Origin of the sequence: Micromonospora coerulea (genome assembly GCF_016598485.1) — a bacterium.
Taxonomy (GTDB): Bacteria; Actinomycetota; Actinomycetes; order Mycobacteriales; family Micromonosporaceae; genus Micromonospora; species Micromonospora coerulea.
Map to the genome: position 1 here is coordinate 158,718 of NZ_JAEMUW010000003.1, position 15,765 is coordinate 174,482.

Sequence of the window (15,765 nt, forward strand, 5' to 3'; positions counted from 1 at the left end):
ATATGCAGGCGGATCGATGCTGCTGGTGGAAGGATGGAATACGTGGGAACTGCGTTGGCTGAAATGACCATGCCTCAGATCTCGCCGCTTGCCGGCGAGCCGATCGAACGTGCCGATGCCGAGCGTCTCGCGGGGGTCCTGAAGGCCCTCGCCGATCCCGCCCGGCTGCGGCTGCTCAGCCTGATCCAGTCGGCCCCCGAAGGCGAGGCGTGCGTCTGTGACCTGACCGCGCCCCTCGGCCTCTCGCAGCCGACGGTCAGCCACCATCTGCGTATCCTCACCGAGGCCGGCTTGCTGGAGCGGGAGAAGCGCGGTGTCTGGGCGTACTACCGGCTGGTGCCGAGCGCGATCGCGACGATCGCGGATCTGCTGACCCCGCCGCGTAAGCGGGCCACCAAGAAGGCCCGCTGACACCGGACGTGTCCGACGGCCGGATGGTCGCCCCGGTCCGGGGCGGCGTCGGGTGGCGTGCCAGGGGTGGCGCCACCACCGGACGGTGACGGCTGCCCGTCATCCGCACCACCGAAGGTCGACAGGTCGATGGCCGGCCCCCGCGAGGGGACCGGCCATCGGTGTATGTGCCGGTCAGCGGCCGTGCTGGTGGTGGTCGTCGCCCTCGATGGCGTCCCGCACCGCCTCGACCGCGCCCGCCGCGCTGGCCGCCGCGACCACCGCGGCCGCCTCGCCGCGCTTGCGCGCCCGCCGGTCGCGGAGGAACTCGAAGAAGATCGGCAGCACCGAGAGCACGATGATCACGGCGACCACCGGCAGGATGTAGCGGTCGATCTTGTCGCCGATCGCCTGGTAGATCTGGTCGGCGAGCAGGTAGCCGATGAGCAGGATGCCGTCCACCCAGAGCACCGCGCCGACGATGTTCCAGATCAGGAACTGCCGGGCCGGCATGCCGAGCACCCCGGCCACCGGGTTGAGGAACGTCCGGACGATGGGGATGAAGCGGGCCAGCACCACGGCCTTCGCCGGGCCGAACTTCTGGAAGTAGTACTCGGCCTTCTCCACGTACTCCCGCTTGAACAGGCGGGAGTTGGGGCGGTCGAACATCCGGCGGCCGTACCGCGCGCCCAGCCAGTGCCCGAGCTGGGCGCCGAGGATCGCGCAGATCGGCCCGCCGATCAGCAGCCCCGCCAGGGAGAGCCGGGTGCCGTCGCCGAAGATGGCGTCGGCCACCGGCGACGCGGCCACGCCGGCCAGGAAGAGCAGCGAGTCGCCCGGGAAGAAGAAGCCGACCAGCAGGCCGGTCTCGGCGAAGAGGATCGCCCAGACGCCGATCAACCCGAAGGTGTGGATCAGGTCCTTCGGGTCGAGCGGGTTCAGGGCGACGCTCTCGGAGAGCACCCGGGTCTTCTCTGCTGTGTCCACGGCCACACAGGTTACCCAACCCCGCCCGCGTCCCTTCCCGCACCGCCCTCCGGACCGCTGCTCCCGGGCGCACTTTCCCGGAAAGAGTGGCCAATCGAGCGCCGAATGGCCACTCTTTCCGGGAATCTGCGCGCTACGAGTGGAGGTCTAGAGGCGGGGGTCGACCGGCTCGGATTCGCAGGCGAGGATGGCGAAGACCAGCTCGTGGCGGCGCCACAGGGGGGCGTTGTCGGCCAGGGCGTGCAGGGCGGCCAGGCCCAGGGCGTGTTCGCGCAGGGCCAGTCCGCGCTTGCGGCCCAGCGAGCGCTTGCGCAGGGCGGCGAGCTGGCCGGGCTCGGTGTAGCCGGGGCCGTAGATGATCCGGAGGTACTCCCGGCCCCGGCACTTGATGCCGGGCTGGAGCAGCGAGCCCTTCGGCGAGCGGGCGGCGAGGCCGGCGTACGGCTTGACCACCATGCCCTCGCCGCCGGCCGCGGTGAGCGTCAGCCACCACTCGGTGGCCTCGGCCACCGCCGCCGCGTCGGTCAGGTCGACCACCTGCCGGCGGGTCGGGGTAAAGAACCCCGGGTCGGCCACGCCGAGCCGGTCGGCCAGGTCGAGGTGCCAGCCGTGGTCCCGGTCGGCGTAGCTCGCCCCGGCTCCGGCGAGCACGGCGAACGGCGCGAGGGTCACCCCGCGCAGCCCGTCGGTCGGCCCGACGTACGCCCGGTACGCCGCCGAGTACGCCCCGACCTCCGCCGCCCGGTCGGCCATCCGGCCGCGCAGCTCGCCGACCGGCAGTCCCCGGCCGGCCGCCGCGTCCAGCGTGGCGAGCACCGCCGGCAGCGCCGCCCGGCCGGCGGCACCCACCCCGGCGTACTGCTCCCGGATCAGCCCACCCGCCTTCGCCGACCAGGGCAGCAGCTCGCAGTCGAGCAGCAGCCAGTCGGTGTCCAGCTCCGCCCAGAGACCCGCCGAGGTGACCGCCGCGCGGACCCGGGCCAGCAGCTCCTCGTCGAGCGGCGGCCCGAAGAACGGCCGGCCGGTCCGGGTGTGCACGACGCCCCCGCCGAACCGTCCGGGCTCCCGCTCGACCAGCACCACGGCGCGCGAGCCCATGTGCTTCTCCTCGCAGACCACCCGCTCGACGCCCGCCGACCGGTAGTCGGCGAACGCCTGCGCCGGGTGCTCCAGGAACCCGTCCACCGTCGAGGTCGAGCACGGCGCCATGGTCGGTGGCAGCCAGACCAGCCGGCCCGGGTCGACCGCGAAGCGGCTCATCACCTCCAGCGCGGCGGCGGCGTTCTCCGCCGGCACGGTCAGGGTGCCGTAGGGGTGTTCGAGGTGCCGGCGCCCGGTGACGTCGGCCAGGTCCAGCACGGTGTCCGGCCGGGCCGGCGCGGGCGCGACCAGCGGGCGGGCCGGGGCGTACCACTCCTTCACCGCCGGGACCGCGACCAGCTCCTTCTCCGGGTAGCGCAGCGCGGTCAGCTTTCCGCCGAAGACGCAGCCGGTGTCGACGCAGATGGTGTTGTTGACCCACTCCGGCTCCGGGGTGGGCGTGTGGCCGTACACGACCATGGCCGAGCCCCGGTAGTCGCGGGCCCACGGGTAGCGGACCGGCAGGCCGTACTCGTCGGTCTCGCCGGTGGTCTCCCCGTACAGCGCGAACGACCGCACCCGGCCGGAGGCGCGGCCCTGGTAGGCCTCCTTCAGCCCGGCGTGGGCGACCACCAGCCGGCCGCCGTCCAGCACGAAGTGACTGACCAGGCCGTCGATGAAGCCCGCCACCTCGGCCACGAAGCCGTCCGGCTCCGCGGCGAGCTGAGCCATCGTCTCGGCCAGGCCGTGGGTGAGCCGCACGTCCCGGCCGCGCAGCTTGCGCAGCAGCTTCTGCTCGTGGTTGCCGGGCACGCAGATCGCGTGCCCGGCCGCCACCATGCCCATCACCAGGCGGAGCACGCCGGGCGAGTCCGGGCCGCGGTCCACCAGGTCACCCACGAAGACCGCGGTACGACCAGCCGGGTGCACCGCGTCCACCGGGCGGCCCGCGTCGTCGCGGCGCAGCACCCAGCCGAGCCGGAGCAGCAGCGCCTCCAGCTCCTCCCGGCAGCCGTGCACGTCACCCACGATGTCGAACGGCCCGGTCAGCTCCCGCCGGTCGTTGAAGAGCTTCTCGTACCGGATCTCGGCGGCGTCGATCTCGGCCATGCCGCGCAGCACGTGCACCTTGCGGAAGCCCTCCCGGGCCAGCTGCCCGTACGACCGCCGCAGGTCCCGCTGCATCCGGGCCAGCACCGGCCGGCCGAAGGTCCGGTCGGGCCGCCCCTCGGTCCGCTCCCAGGCCAGCGCCTCCGGCACGTCCAGCACGATCGCCACCGGCAGCACGTCGTGTTCGCGGGCCACCCGGACCAGCCCGGCGCGGGCGTGCGGCTGGAGGTTGGTCGCGTCGACCACGGTCAGCCGGCCCCGGCGCAGCCGGGTGGCGGCGACGTGGTGCAGCGCGTCGAAGGCGTCGGCGGAGGCCGACTGGTCGTTCTCGTCGTCGGCCACCATCGCCCGGAAGGCGTCCGAGGAGAGCACCTGGCTGGGCCGGAAGTGCCGCCGGGCGAAGGTGGACTTGCCCGAGCCGGAGACCCCGACCAGCGCCACCAGGGCGAGCTCGGGAATGTCGAGGGTGGTCATCGGCTCTCCTCCTGCCGGGCCAGTACGGCCAGCTGGGTCGGTGCGCCCACCTCGGGATCGTCGTCGCCGACCCCGCTGACCGTCGCGTTGTAGCCGTGCGCGGCCGACACCCGGTCGACCCAGGCGGCGAATTCCGCGCGGGTCCACTCGAAGCGGTGGTCGGCGTGCCGGAACCGGCCCGCAGCCAGCCCCTCGTAGCGGACGTTGTACTCGGCGTTCGGCGTGGTCACCACCACCGTGCCGGGCCTTGCGTGGCCGAACACGGCGTCCTCCAGCGCCGGCAGCCGGGGCGGGTCGACGTGCTCGATCACCTCCATCAGCACCGCCGCGTCGTAGCCGCGCAGCCGGTCGTCCCGGTAGGTCAGCGCCGACTGCCACAGCCGGATCCGGTCCCGCTGCCGCTCCGGCAGCCGGTCCAGCCGCAGCCGGCGGGCGGCCAGGGTCAGCGCGTGGCTGGACACGTCCGTGCCGACGACCTCGGTGAACCGCCGGTCGGCGGCCAGCGCGGTGAGCAGCGCGCCGCCACCGCAGCCCAGGTCCAGCACCCGGGCCGCCCCACCGGCCCGCAGCGCGGCCAGCACCGACTCCCGGCGCCGTACCGCCAGCGAGGCGCGCTGCGGGGAGTCCGTCCTCGGCTCGTCGGTCACGCTGTCGTCGGCCGGGGCGTCGTCGGTCAGGCGTACCTCGGCCAGGCGGGCCAGGGCCTCGCCGGCCAGGGCCCGGCGGTGCGCCAGGTAGCGCCGGCTGATCAGCCCCCGCTCCGGATGGTCGGCCAGCCAGCCGGCGCCGGCCCGGAGCAGCTTGTCCACCTCGTCCGGGGCCACCCAGTAGTGCTTGGCGTCGTCGAGCACCGGCAGCAGCACGTACAGGTGGTTGAGCGCGTCGGCGACCCGGAGCGTGCCGGTGAGGGTCAGGTCGACATACCGGCTGTCGCCCCACTCCGGGTGGGTGTCGTCGAGCGGGATCGGGGTGGCTGTGACGGTCCAGCCGAGCGGGGCGAAGACCCGTACGGCCAGCTCCGCGCCGCCCCGGCAGCGCAGCGCCGGCACCCGTACCGCCAGCGGGATCGCGGTGGCGGCCAGCTCCGGCCGGTCCCGCGACTCGCCGCGCAGCGCCGAGCGGAAGACCTTGGCCAGCGCCGAGGAGAGCAGGCTGGACGCGGCGTACGGGCGGTCGTTGACGTACTGGCCGAGGGTGAAGTTCTCCGGGGTGGCCGCCTGCGCCTTCCCGCGGCCGCGGCCGCCGCCCAGCCGGAGCGGGTCGACCTCCACCAGCAGCGCCGCCGTGCAGCGCTGCTCGTCCGCCTCGGGATAGAGCACGTGCGCGGTGCCGGCCGGCAGGTCGAAGCTCTGCACCCGGTCCGGGTGCTTGACCAGCAAATGGCCGAGGTCGGTCGCCGGGCGGTGGGTGGTCGTCAGGGTGAGCAGCACGCGGTCGATGGTGTCAGGACGATCGATCTTGCGTCGCCCCGTTTTCGGTCGCGGCGGATACGGCGGTGCCCCGCCGACCGGGTGGTCGACGGGGCACCGGGTGTCGCTGGGTGGTGCGGGATCCGTCAGGCGACGAAGCGGGTCTTGCGACGGCGGGCCACCACGTAGCCGCCCGCGCCGGCCGCCAGCAGCAGCGCGCCGAGGCCGGCGATCAGCGCGGTCGAGCTACCGGTGATCGGCAGGGTGCCGCCGTCACCGGCGCCGCCGCCGATGCCGCCGTCACCGCCGTTGCCGCCGGACGTGCCGTTGACGACGATCGCCGCGGCGTCGTTCTTGCTGTTCGGGTCGCCCGAGAGCTTCAGGGTCACCGTGCCGGTGGCGTTCGGGACGACCTTGTCGATGCGGAGCGCGAGCGGGTACTGGTAGTCCACGCCGGCCGGCGTCTCGCTGGCGGTGCAGCCGTACGCCTTCGCGCCGGGCTCGCCCCAGCTCATGTCGTACTGGTTCCACTTCTGGCCGGGGACCCACGGCGCGCACTCGCCGGACACGTCGACCGCGGTGGTGCCGGTCGGCACGACGATCTGCAGCAGCGGCATTTCCTGCTGCCACTCCAGCAGGGCCGGGCCGAGGTTGCGGAAGCCGGGGGTCACGTTGACCACGTCACCGACCTTGCCCTTGCCCGACCCGCCGACCGCGGCGAGGTCGGCGTAGTGGGTGCCCTTGACGGCGATGTCGGCGATCGTCGAGCTGTTCCACTCCTCGCCGATGTCGGTCTGCGGCGCCCGCTGGGCCTTCGCCGGCCGCTCGACGAGACGCAGTTCGCCACCGGTGCCCGGCTCGCCAATCTCCGGGAAGTACGGGTCCTTGGTGAGGGCCTCCCAGTCGTCCACGGCCCACCAGTCCAGGTAGGCGTGCAGGGTGGCGCCGCTGCGGGCCGCCTTGGCCAGGCCCACCGGGAAGTCCTCGGAGAGCTGGTACTCCTGGTCGGTCTCCAGGTCGGCCGTAAAGGTGCAGATCGTGAAGCCGAACTCGGAGCTGCGGCAGTTGTTGTACCTGCCCGCGTACTCGGCGATCCCGTCGCCCTGCATCATCAGCACCGCGCCGTGCGCGACGCTGGGACCGGCGTTCCGGACCACGCCCGGCACCCCGACCGTGGTGCCCGGCTGGCCCTCGACCTTGACCGACTCGTCGCTCTGCAGGTCGATGCCCTCGGCCACGGTGACGGTCGGCTTCCGGGTCACCTCCTTGCCGTCGGCGGTCACCTTGATGACGACCTCGCCGCTCGTGCCGGCCTTCGCCGTCGAGTCGACGTTCACCCAGTAGCCGAAGAAGGGAGCGCCGTCCTCCTCGGAGCCCTCGGCCTCGCAGTGGACCTTCGAGCCGGTGGTGTCGCACTGCCACAGCTCGGTGGCGATGTCGACGGTGGCGAAGCTGGAGACAGCCGACAGGTCGAGGTCGATGGCGAGCGCCTTGGGCTCCGGGTCCTCGGGCTTCGGCGAGACGTACAGGAAGCCGAGCTTCCCGTGGTCGGCCGCGACCAGCAGGTCGCCGGCGTACACGTCGAAGGGATCTTCCGCGGCGACGGCGGGGGTGGCGGAGGCGGCGACGAACGCGCCTGCGACGCCGAGCCCGGCCAGCCAGCGCCGGGTGGAGTGCGTGAACATTGGTGGGTTCCTCCCGTGGGGGTGCAGGTGGAGCCCGTGGATCTTAAGAACCCTTAAGCCGCGGCGCTGCCCCTGGTCAGGGATCGCGGCGGAGATGAGCCGAAAGGACGATCGGCGCTGCCGCAACGTTCCACGGGCCCGTACCCGTCAACAGGGCGGGACACCGGGAGGTGCAGTGACGTACGAGGAGTTCGCCGACTCGCGGCTGAGCGCCCTGCTGCGGTACGCAGTCATGCTGACCGGAGATCCGCACCAGGCCCAGGACCTGGTGCAGGACACCATGGTGCGGGTCCAGCTGAACTGGCGGCGGGTGGCGCGGACCGACTCCCCGGAGCGGTACGTCCGCCGGATGCTCACCAACCAGTACGTCGACTGGCGGCGTGGGTCGTGGGCGCGCCGGGTGCTGCTGCGCGGCGAGCCGGACGAGGCGGTGCCCGCACCGACCGACCACGCGCAGTCCGCGGTGGACCGGGACCAGCTCTGGTCCTGGCTCTCCCGGCTGCCCCGCCGGCAGCGGGCCACGCTGGTGCTGCGCTACTACGAGGACCTGCCGGACGCCGAGATCGCCGAGATCCTCGGCTGCGCCGTCGGGACCGTCCGCTCCAGCATCTCCCGGGCGCTGGCCACCCTCCGAGCCGAGTACGTGGAGGCCTGCTGATGATCGAGGACGACCTGCGGGCCGCCTTCGCGCGACACGAGACCCTGACCCCGCCCATCGGCCCGGTGCGCGCCGCGATCGAACGGTCGGTGGTCCGCCGGCGGCGCCGCCGGTTCCGGCTCCGACTCGGTGGCACGGCGTTGGCGCTGGTCCTGGCCGCCCTGGTCGGGGTGCCGGCGTTCACCCCGAACCGGGTGGAAAAAGTGCCGCTGCTGAGCGAGTCCGCCCCGCCGACGCCCACCGGGGCGCTGAACGTGCTGCTGCTCGGCTTGGACGCGGCCGGCCCGGCGGACGCCCGGCGAGCCGACTCCATCCTGCTGCTGCACGTCCCCGCCGACCGGAGCCGGCTCTACGTCGTCTCGCTCCCGCGCGACCTGGTGGTGTCCATCCCCGGGCACGGAAAGAACAAGCTGAACAGTTCCTTCTTCTACGGCCTCGGCACGCCGACGGCCGACCTGGCTCGCGGCTACGACCTGACCCGGCGGGTGGTCACCCAGGTCACCGGCGTACGGATCGACGCCGGGGCGGTGCTGACGTACCGGGCGGTGCGAAAACTCACCGACGCTGTCGGCGGCGTGCCGGTCTGCCTGCCGACCAGGATCCGCTCGCACCACACCCCGCGGGTCTATCCCGCCGGCTGTCAGCAGCTCGACGGCGCCGCCGCGGTGGACCTGCTGCGCCAGCGCCACGGGATGCCCGACGCCACCCTGGACCGGGACCGCAACGCGCAGCGGTACGCGGCCGGACTGCTGCGCCGGGTCGACGAGCGCGGGATGCTGACGAACCCGGTGCTGCTCGCCAAGCTGCTCACCCAGGTCGGCTCCGACGTGGTGACCGACACCGGGGGCACGCCTCTGCCGGCGCTGCTCTCGGTCGCCGCGCAGGGGACCGACACCGTGCCGGTTGCCGTGGGGCTTCCGGTCCGGTACACGAACGAGCCCCCGTACGGTTTCCAGCTCGATCCTCGGCTGGCCCCCGGATTCCTCACCGCGCTGCGGGACGACCGGCTCGGCGGGTGGACGACGGCCCACCCGGACCTGGTGACCAAGCTGGGCTGAGCGTCAGCGGTAGTCGTCCTCGTCGCCGGCGACCACCCGGGCCTGCTCCATCGCGTCCCAGTCGTCGACCTCGAAGCCCCGGTGCGGCTCGGTCTCACCGTCGCGCGGGTCGGTGGAGGTGGCCTGCTCGACGGCGTCGGCCGGTTCCGCCTCCAGATCCCGTTCCTCCGGAGCGAGGTGGTCGCTCGGGGCGAAGTCCTCGTCGGGCTGACCCATCGTCCCTCCCTGGATCTCGGTGCGGACAACCATCCACACACCGTACGGGCTGCGCGCGTGGCCCGCCCGGAGCCGAGCGGAACGGAGTCGGCGGATTGTCCCTCCGCAGCGGGACCCCGGTGCCAGGATGGTGCCGTGGGCTTCCTGATCCGGCTGGCGATCACCGCGGTCGCGCTGTGGGTCACCACGCTCATCGTGCCCGGGGTCGACGTGAGCGGCCGCAGCGGCGCCGACACCGCGCTCACCCTGGTCGTGGTGGCGCTCATCTTCGGCGTCGTCAACGCGGTGCTCAAGCCGGTCATCAAGCTCTTCGGATTCGTGTTCTACCTGCTCACGCTCGGTCTGTTCGCGCTCGTGGTCAACGCGTTGCTGTTCCTGCTCACCGACTGGATCGCGCGGGGGCTGGACCTGCCGTTCCGGGTGCACGGGTTCTGGGCGGCGTTCTGGGGAGCGATCGTGATGGCGGTGGTGAGCTGGCTGATCAGCGTCGCCGTACCGGACCGACTGGAGGGCCGGTGAGGGGAGGCGGTTGTGCCGGCTGCCACTCCCTACGGGATACTGCCGGCGGTGGACAGCGCGGTCCGGCGCACCCGATGGAAGACGGCGGCCTGCACGGCCGAGAGCGGTAAGTAAGGAGCGTTCGACATGCCCATCGCTTCCCCCGAGGTCTACGCGGAGATGCTGGACCGGGCCAAGGCCGGCCGGTACGCGTACCCCGCGATCAACGTGACCTCCTCGCAGACGCTGAACGCGGCGCTCAAGGGCTTCGCCGATGCGGAGAGCGACGGCATCATCCAGGTCTCCACCGGCGGCGCGGAGTACCTCTCCGGTCCGTCCGTGAAGGACATGGTGACCGGCGCGGTGGCGTTCGCGGCGTACGCGCACGAGGTCGCCAAGAACTACCCGGTGAACATCGCGCTGCACACCGACCACTGCCCGAAGGACAAGCTGGACAAGTTCGTCCGGCCGCTGATGCAGATCTCCAAGGAGCGGGTGGCCGCCGGCCAGGAGCCGCTGTTCCAGTCGCACATGTGGGACGGCTCCGCGGTGCCGATCGGGGAGAACCTGGAGATCGCCGCCGAGCTGCTGGACCGGGCCGCCGAGGCCAAGATCGTCCTTGAGATCGAGGTCGGCGTGGTCGGCGGCGAGGAGGACGGCGTCGAGAACGCCATCAACGAGAAGCTCTACACCACCGTCGAGGACGGTCTGGCCATGGTCGACGCGCTCGGCCTCGGCGAGAAGGGCCGCTACATGGCGGCGCTGACCTTCGGCAACGTGCACGGCGTCTACAAGCCGGGCAACGTCAAGCTCCGCCCGGAGGTGCTCGACCACATCCAGATGGCGGTCGGCGCCAAGTACGGCAAGGAGAAGCCGCTCAGCCTGGTCTTCCACGGCGGCTCCGGCTCGCTGCTGTCGGAGATCCGGGAGGCGCTGGACTACGGCGTGGTGAAGATGAACATCGACACCGACACCCAGTACACCTTCACCCGGCCGGTCGCGGACCACATGTTCCGCAACTACGACGGCGTGCTCAAGGTGGACGGCGAGGTCGGCAACAAGAAGATGTACGACCCGCGGGTCTGGGGCAAGGCCGCCGAGGCCGGCATGGCCGCCCGCGTGGTGGAGGCCTGCGAGCACCTGCGCTCCAACGGCACCCGGATGAAGTAAGCGGCAGGTACGCCGAGGGCCGGCCCCCACCGGGGAGCCGGCCCTCGCCGCGTCAGGCCGTCGCGGTGAGCACCCGGACCGCCTCGCGGACGTCGTCGGTCAGGTGCACGGTGGCCGACAGGTCGCCGCCGTGCGAGCCGGCCAGCAGCGGCCGCAGCAGGGTCTCCACCGGCAGCTCGGTCGTCCAGTACGCCCGGTCGAGGAAGACGTACGCGCCGCTCGCCCCGTCGCTGCCGTAGTACGTCTTGGTGGCCGCCTGGAACACCTCCTGCACCGTGCCGGCCCGACCGGGCGCGAAGACGATGCCACCCCGGGCCAGCCGCAGGATGGTGTCCTCGCGGATCGCGTTGGAGAAGTACTTGGCGATCCGCCCGGCGAAGAGGTTCGCCGGCTCGTGGCCGTACAGCCAGGTGGGGATCGCGAGGCCGCCGGAGCGGGCCCACTCGGTGCCGGCCGGGGCGGGGCGCTGCGCGGGCAGCGTCGGCCCGGGCGCGTACCGCCGGCGTACCGCCAGCGCGGCGGCGGTGTAGCGGTCGTGGTCGGTGAAGTCGGGGGCGGTGGCGAGCAGGTCGATCGCCCCGGTCAGCTCCTCGGCCGGCCAGGCCGCGAGGAACGCGCCCAGGTTGGCCGCCTCCATCACACCCGGGCCGCCGCCGGTCACCACCAGCCGGTCGGCCCGGGCCAGCTCCCAGCCCAGCACCGCCGCCATCCGGTACGCGGCGCTGCCGCGCGGCACCGCGTGCCCGCCCATCACGCCCACCACGGACTGCGGCCCGTGCGCGGCCAGCCACGCCCGGGTGGCGTCGACCAGGGCGTTGTCCACCCCGTGGTCGTGCAGCCGCTGGCCGAGCGCCTCGCGGACGTCCGGCAGGGCCCCGCCGTGGGCGCGGAAGTGCTCGTACACCCGGGTGTCGTACATCCCGGCGAAGCCACCCTCGGCGAAGCCGGCGGCCAGGTCGTCGGGGGTGTAGAGGTGGGACGGCTGCGTGGGGTAGGGCAGCCCGGAGAAGGGCGGCACCACGTTCGCGCCGCGCCGGACCAGGTCGGCGCCGACCTCCCGGCCGGCGAACCGGCAGCCCACGAAGAGGGTGCCGGCGACGTCGACGCCGGTCAGGTCGGGAACCGGGTCGAGATCGAGGCGGAGGCCCTGCACGGTCACCCCGGCCAGGCTGCCGGTGGTCAGCCGCCGGTCGAAGTCGGCCCGGGTCTCGATCTCGTCGACGGTGGTGTCGTGCGGCTCGATGACGTCCGCGGGAGGTGGGGTCGGCACCAGGCCATCCTGCCCGCACCGGACAACCCCGCAAACGTCGGTGCGACGCAACGGACAGGAGCCCGGCGGCCAGGCCGCCGGGCTCCTGCGTAACCGGGTCCTGGGGAGGCTCCGGACCCATAGTTGTAGTGGAAAACACCGCCGCCGGGCATGGGCCGCGGGTACGTGCGCGGCGGGCCGCAGGCGTGACGAAACCCTCATCCGTTCAGCCAACCGGCTTGCCGGACCCACTCGCGCGCCCCTGGGCGAAGCGGGTTGAATGGGGCGATGCAGAACCTGTTGCCTGAGCCACCGGCCACCCTCCTGCCCGCGCACGAGGAGGCCGACGCCGCCCTGGCCGACGCCGCCGCGCAGGACACCGACGAGGCGTACGCCGCGGTGGCGGCCCGCTTCCCGACCCACAGCGCGGCCTGGGCGGCGCTCGCCACCCGCGCGTTCGCCGCGGGCCAGATCATCCCCGCGTACGCGTACGCACGCACCGGCTACCACCGCGGCCTGGACCAGCTGCGCCGCAGCGGCTGGAAGGGCCACGGCCCGGTGCCCTGGTCGCACAAGCCGAACCGGGGCTTCCTGCGCTGCCTGTACGTGCTCTCCCGGTCGGCCGGCGAGATCGGCGAGGCGGACGAGGCGGCCCGCTGCGCCCAGTTCCTCCGCGACTGCGACCCGGCCGCCGGGGACGCCCTGGCCAGCAACTGACCCACCCCCGCACGGCCGGTCCGACCCGTGGTCGGGCCGGCCGTGGGCCTGGTCCGGGGCCTTCGGCGAGCCGGCCCGCTCAGAGCCCTTCGGCGACCGCAGCGGCGATCTTGAGCCAGGCGTCCCGGGTGGCCGCGGAGAGTTGGCCGTACCGGATCGGCTCCCCGGTGTCGATCAACCGCTCGTACGGCGCGAGCAGCACCGCCCGGGTCCGGGCGGCGAAGTGCTGCTGGATCGCCGGCAGGTCGATCTCCTTGCGGGACGGCGGCATCGAGACCACCGTCACCGCCTGCCGGACCAGCCGCTGCCGGCCGCTCTGCTCCAGATGGTCGAGCATCCGGGCGGCGGTCTCCGCCGAGTCGTTCCGGGCCGACATGGTCACCACCAACTGGTCGGTGGCGTCCATCGCGGCCTGCCAGTTCTGCGCCCGGACGTTGTTCCCGGTGTCCACGAAGATCAGCTTGTAGAAGCGGCTGACCACCTCGCGGATCTCCGCGAACGCGGCGGCGGTCAGCATCTCGCCCCCGGTCGCCGACTCGTCCGAGGCGAGCACGTCGAACATCCCCTCGCCCTGCGAGCGGACGTACTGCGACAGGTCACCGACCCGGCCGTGCGCGCCCTGGAACTGGCCCAGGTCGCGCAGCATGTCCCGGACCGTACGCGAGTGGAAGTCCTGCTGGGCCCGCATGCCCAGGGTGCCCTGGGTCTCGTTGTTGTCCCAGGCCAGCACGTAGCCGCCGCGCTTCTGGCCGAACGTCATGGCGAGCAGCAGGATCGCCACGGTCTTACCGGCGCCGCCCTTCGGGTTCACCACCGTCACCTGGCGCAGGCCGCCGAAGTTGCGCCGGACCATCTCGATGTCGCGCTTGAGTTCCTGCTCGTGCCGCCCGGGCGCGAGCCGGACCAGGCCCATCTTGTTGACCACCGCCCGTACGCCCATGGTGGCCACCGGGTCGGGCGGCCTGGCCTGGCGGCGGCGGGCGAAGTCCTCGGCGGTCGGGGTGGCACCGGTCTCCGGCGACCAGACCGGGTCCGGGTACGCCGCGGGCGCCGGCTGCTGCGGGACCGGCTGCTGCGGCGGCCCGGGCTGCTGCGCCGCCCCGGCCGGCGGCGGCCACGCCGCCGGGTACCAGCCGGGCGGCGCGACCGGGCCCGGACCGGGCGGGTACGTCGACGCGCCGGGATAGCCGGGCTGCCCGCCCGGCGCCGGTGGGTACGTGGCGCCCCCGCCGTACGGTCCGGGAGGCGGCGGCTGCTGGTGGATCGGTACGCCCGGCGTCGGCGGGAACGGCCCCAGCCGCGGCGTCCCGGGCGCCGCGACGGCCGGTCCGGTGGCGGGTGCTGCCGGGGTCGGCCCGGTGGCGGGCGCCTCGGCGGCGGGCGGGTGCGTCGCGCCGTCCTGCCCCGGTGCCGTCCCGGTGGTCGTCTCGGTCGGGTCGGTTTCCTCCGTCGGCTCGATCCCCCCGCCGGCCAGGCGCTGCGGCGGCTGCGCCCACGGTGACCCGCCCGGATTCTGGATCGCGGCCGTGGCCGGGCTGCCCTCGGCCCGGCCGTTCCCGCTGGTCGGGTCGGCCGGAACGGGGCCCTTCCCCGGTGCGACACCGGCCGGCCCGTCGGTCTCCGGCGCCGAGCCGGGTGTGCCTTTCGAGCCGGCCAGCGCAGGGTCGTGCGGGGTGCCGGGTCCGGTCGCCACCGGCCGGTCCAGGGTGAACGGCTGGTCCAGGTCGACCGTCGCCGGCGCGGCCCGGGGTCCGGACGGTGGGGTGGGCCAGGCGGGTGCGGCCGGCTGGGTCGGTACCGCCCACGGCTGGGCGGCGGCCGGCTCGGTCGGGTCCGGTGGCCAGAGGGGCTCGATGTCCCGCTCCGGCGTCGGCGGTTGACCCGGCAGGTGGGCCGGGTCGGCGTTCTCGTGCACCACGGTTCCTCCCCATTCCTCCCGCCGAGGATAGGCCGTCCGGGTTTTCCGGCGACCACCCCGCGGATCGACGGGGGTCAGGCCGTCCAGACCGCCCAGGCGCCCGGCTCGGTCCACCAGGACCGCTTGCGGCTCAGCTCGCCCTCGACGCCGTCGTCGAGGAAGGGCACCTTCTCGTCGCGCGGGACGATCGCCACGGCGCGACCCCGGGCCCGGCGCACCTCCAGCCGTACCCGCTTTCTGCCCAACGCGGAGCGGGTCACCACGGGAACGGCCACCGCCACCTCGACCCGGCCGTCGGTCGGGTCCGGGTCGGCCAGCAGGGCCACGTCGTCGAGCCGCGCGTACCCGCCCGCGTTGCCCACCGCGCAGGCCATGATCGGCTCGTCGCCGTTGGACAGGACAACGTCGTCGACCTCGACCCGGGCCCGCCAGTGCAGCGGCCGGCCGGCGTCGTCGGCAGCGCCGAGCAGCGCGCCGTCCAGGGTCACCGAGCCGGCGTCGTTGCGCAGCAGGTCGAGTCGGTGAGCGCGGCCGTCCAGCACCGCCGCGGCCACCGCCGCCGGATCCCGGGGCAGCCCGAGCTGCGCCGCCAGGTCCCGGTGCGTTCCGCTCCGGGCCGGGTCCAGCGGCAGTACGGCCACCGTCGGCAGGTCCGGCACGGTCCGGTTCGCGGCCAGGTCGGCGGGGCGGCGACTGGGTGCCGGGGCGTACCGCCGGACCAGCCGGCGCACTACGGCGCGCAACTGTCCGTCACTGGCTGTGGCGACCACGAGCCGGGTCTTGGCATCCTGGTCGGGCCAGGTCAGGCCGTCGGACCGGGGCGGGCCGTCGAGCCGGGCCAGCACCTCGTCGATCTCCGCGTCCGAGCGGGCGGTGACCATCTCCACCCGGGCTCCCCGGGCGGTCAGCGCGTCCGCGCAGGCCAGCACCGGTACGCGCGGCGTCTCGCAGCGCTCCTCGGTCTTCTCCCCGGCGCCCTCGGCGGCACCACCGCAGCAGGCTCCACCGCTGCCGCAGGCCCCACCGGTAGCGTCCCGCTCCGAGCCGAGGGTGAGCAGCACCACGTCGTACACCGGTCGAGCCTCCTGCCTCTCGCCGCGACCCCTGCCGGCCGCGCCGTCACTACTTGTTAGCCTGACACCCCGG

At 73.7% G+C, this 15,765-nt stretch carries 14 protein-coding genes; 6 read left to right on the forward strand and 8 right to left on the reverse strand.

Annotation, left to right across the window (positions count from 1 at the left end):
- Positions 1 to 33: 33 nt before the first annotated feature.
- Positions 34 to 411, forward strand: a complete 378-nt coding sequence (locus I8N68_RS05365) for an ArsR/SmtB family transcription factor (RefSeq protein ID WP_007454255.1) — start codon at positions 34 to 36, stop codon at positions 409 to 411.
- A gap of 174 nt (positions 412 to 585) precedes the next feature.
- On the opposite strand, the gene I8N68_RS05370 is transcribed toward I8N68_RS05365, so the two are convergent.
- The 4 genes from I8N68_RS05370 to I8N68_RS05385 all read right to left on the reverse strand — a co-directional run bounded on the left by I8N68_RS05370 (position 586) and on the right by I8N68_RS05385 (position 7,135).
- Positions 586 to 1,383, reverse strand: coding sequence for a DedA family protein (locus tag I8N68_RS05370; protein ID WP_200208695.1), 798 nt, complete (start codon positions 1,381 to 1,383; stop codon positions 586 to 588).
- 141 nt (positions 1,384 to 1,524) lie between these two features.
- Entirely contained in the window at positions 1,525 to 4,041 is a 2,517-nt protein-coding gene (locus tag I8N68_RS05375) for a polynucleotide kinase-phosphatase (protein ID WP_200208705.1), read from the reverse strand.
- Complete coding sequence (locus I8N68_RS05380) at positions 4,038 to 5,471, reverse strand: 3' terminal RNA ribose 2'-O-methyltransferase Hen1 (RefSeq protein ID WP_200208714.1); 1,434 nt, start codon at positions 5,469 to 5,471, stop codon at positions 4,038 to 4,040. Before I8N68_RS05380 ends, I8N68_RS05375 begins: the two co-directional genes overlap by 4 nt.
- Before the next feature lie 125 nt (positions 5,472 to 5,596).
- Positions 5,597 to 7,135: an LPXTG cell wall anchor domain-containing protein gene (locus I8N68_RS05385; RefSeq protein WP_200208723.1), complete on the reverse strand. Its 1,539-nt coding sequence runs from the start codon at positions 7,133 to 7,135 to the stop codon at positions 5,597 to 5,599.
- A 175-nt stretch (positions 7,136 to 7,310) separates the two neighbouring features.
- Here I8N68_RS05385 and I8N68_RS05390 point away from each other — a divergent pair, with 175 nt between their 5' ends.
- Positions 7,311 to 7,793 carry a SigE family RNA polymerase sigma factor gene (locus I8N68_RS05390; RefSeq protein ID WP_200208724.1) on the forward strand — a complete coding sequence of 161 codons (483 nt, stop codon included), beginning with the start codon at positions 7,311 to 7,313 and terminating at the stop codon, positions 7,791 to 7,793.
- Positions 7,793 to 8,851 (forward strand): LCP family protein, encoded by a 1,059-nt coding sequence (locus I8N68_RS05395; protein WP_200208725.1) that lies wholly within the window; start codon positions 7,793 to 7,795, stop codon positions 8,849 to 8,851. The genes I8N68_RS05390 and I8N68_RS05395 overlap by 1 nt, the downstream gene beginning before the upstream one ends.
- Before the next feature lie 3 nt (positions 8,852 to 8,854).
- Here the strand turns inward: I8N68_RS05395 and I8N68_RS05400 are convergent, their stop codons facing one another.
- Positions 8,855 to 9,067: a hypothetical protein gene (locus I8N68_RS05400; protein ID WP_200208948.1), complete on the reverse strand. Its 213-nt coding sequence runs from the start codon at positions 9,065 to 9,067 to the stop codon at positions 8,855 to 8,857.
- Positions 9,068 to 9,202: 135 nt separating this feature from the next.
- Between I8N68_RS05400 and I8N68_RS05405 the strand changes: the two genes are divergently transcribed.
- Both I8N68_RS05405 and fbaA read left to right on the forward strand, forming a co-directional pair.
- Complete coding sequence (locus tag I8N68_RS05405; protein ID WP_200208726.1) at positions 9,203 to 9,586, forward strand: phage holin family protein; 384 nt, start codon at positions 9,203 to 9,205, stop codon at positions 9,584 to 9,586.
- A gap of 126 nt (positions 9,587 to 9,712) precedes the next feature.
- Positions 9,713 to 10,735 (forward strand): class II fructose-bisphosphate aldolase, encoded by a 1,023-nt coding sequence (gene fbaA / locus I8N68_RS05410; protein WP_200208727.1) that lies wholly within the window; start codon positions 9,713 to 9,715, stop codon positions 10,733 to 10,735.
- A gap of 52 nt (positions 10,736 to 10,787) precedes the next feature.
- Here the strand turns inward: fbaA and I8N68_RS05415 are convergent, their stop codons facing one another.
- Positions 10,788 to 12,005 (reverse strand): LOG family protein, encoded by a 1,218-nt coding sequence (locus I8N68_RS05415; RefSeq protein ID WP_200208728.1) that lies wholly within the window; start codon positions 12,003 to 12,005, stop codon positions 10,788 to 10,790.
- A 267-nt stretch (positions 12,006 to 12,272) separates the two neighbouring features.
- Here I8N68_RS05415 and I8N68_RS05420 point away from each other — a divergent pair, with 267 nt between their 5' ends.
- A complete protein-coding gene (locus I8N68_RS05420) occupies positions 12,273 to 12,701 on the forward strand; it encodes a DUF3151 domain-containing protein (RefSeq protein WP_200208729.1) in 429 nt (142 codons plus the stop codon).
- Positions 12,702 to 12,780: 79 nt separating this feature from the next.
- Here the strand turns inward: I8N68_RS05420 and I8N68_RS05425 are convergent, their stop codons facing one another.
- Positions 12,781 to 14,616, reverse strand: a complete 1,836-nt coding sequence (locus tag I8N68_RS05425; RefSeq protein ID WP_443673258.1) for a MinD/ParA family ATP-binding protein — start codon at positions 14,614 to 14,616, stop codon at positions 12,781 to 12,783.
- A 77-nt stretch (positions 14,617 to 14,693) separates the two neighbouring features.
- The gene (locus tag I8N68_RS05430; protein WP_200208731.1) at positions 14,694 to 15,692 is read right to left on the reverse strand and encodes a diacylglycerol kinase family protein; all 999 of its coding nucleotides are present in this window, start codon (positions 15,690 to 15,692) and stop codon (positions 14,694 to 14,696) included.
- Between the last annotated feature and the right edge of the window lie 73 nt (positions 15,693 to 15,765).